At 40.3% G+C, this 1,405-nt stretch carries 2 protein-coding genes and 1 pseudogene; all 3 read right to left on the bottom strand.

The genetic code is table 11. The features are described from left to right. A pseudogene (locus PX481_RS12885) lies at positions 1-245 on the bottom strand (AEC family transporter); the annotation flags it as partial. 49 nt (positions 246-294) lie between these two features. Further along, entirely contained in the window at positions 295-894 is a 600-nt protein-coding gene (locus PX481_RS12880) for a Uma2 family endonuclease (protein WP_288094691.1), read from the bottom strand. A 161-nt stretch (positions 895-1,055) separates the two neighbouring features. Beyond that, positions 1,056-1,405: nucleotidyltransferase family protein (locus PX481_RS12875; RefSeq protein ID WP_288094690.1), on the bottom strand; the 350-nt coding region annotated here is incomplete at its 5' end.

Raw genomic sequence — 1,405 nt, 5'->3', positions numbered from 1 at the left:
TAGGCCATAATTTCGACGACAATCACCATTACCAGTGAAATAAGGGCAAAGCCTAGGATAATTAAACCGATATTGCTGCCGGATAAAGTGGTGTGATAGAGTCCATCAATCACCAAAGCGGGGGCAAGAATATATACCGTGATTTGGGAAAGGGAATGCACTTCCACAGTGAGAATTTTTCCTGCTATCACACCGATGAGGATAATAAAACCCACTGGAACAATAGCGGAGAGGATGACAAGCATTAATCAAGTAAAAAGTAAATAGTACATAGAAAAAAACTTATCTGATTTTTTAACGGATTTCTGTTATATCTTCATATAAAGATTTGATCGCACAGTGAAAATCGATACTAGCTAGATAAATATCTGCTCCTTTGCTGTAGGGATAAAGAACCCAGAATCCTTCGTCATTGCGACGAAAACAATCCACACTGATGCGTTCTTGACTGATAAGAACGTATTCTTCTAAAGTTTCAAGGGAACGATAGTCGGCAAATTTATCACCCCGATCTCGCTTCGCGAGCGCGTTGCGAGCAAAGGCAGCCGTAGTGGGGGATAATACTTCTACAATCAAGCGCGGATAACGGATAAAATCTTCCGAGAAAGACTGATTATCTCGCGAGTCGCAAGTGACCACAAGATCGGGATAAAAATAACTATTAGCTATTTCTAGACGAACTTTCATATCTGTGGCATAGACAAGACAACCACTACCCCGCAGCCGGTTTTTTAAAAGCGTGGCTAAGTTGATAATAATCATACCATGGGCTTTACTCGCACCAGCCATGGCGTAGGTTTGACCGCGAATGTATTCGTGTTTATCCTTGGCTATTCTCTCCGTTGCTAAATAATCTTCCGGGGAAAGATAGTTATGGTCAAAGTTAGCAATCATTTGGTTAAATCACTTTTATTGTCTCTAAAATCAATTCTAACTCTCGATCGAGGAGCGGTACATTTTCAAAATTTTTCTGACAAACACCTGCAAATTTTGCCGGTTGATCGGCAAATTATTGAGCTAATTGACCGGCTCGGACAATATCTAGTAAAAAAGCCTTATCCCGCCACATAAATCACTTGTGCTGTCTCTAAAATCTCTCGTTGACGAATCCAATTATGACTCTGCTCGATCGATTTTTTCGTTAGCAAATCAACTTTCCGTCCCAATAAATTCTCTAATTCCCGTTTCATCCTCGAAAACTCCAGAAGTCCCCAAGAAACACTATCTTGAAAACTGACCAGTATATCAATATCGCTATCTGGACGAAAATCTTCCCGCAAAACCGATCCGAATAAACACATTTCAGATATCTGCCATTTCTGACAAAATTCGCTGATTATTTGCTGGGGTAGTTCTATTTTCAATTTTTTCACCTCCCTGTCACCGGTAATCAGTGATCGGTTTT

The sequence above is a fragment of the Microcystis sp. M53603_WE2 genome (assembly GCF_030065435.1).
This window is presented reverse-complemented; position numbering and strand designations above follow the sequence as displayed.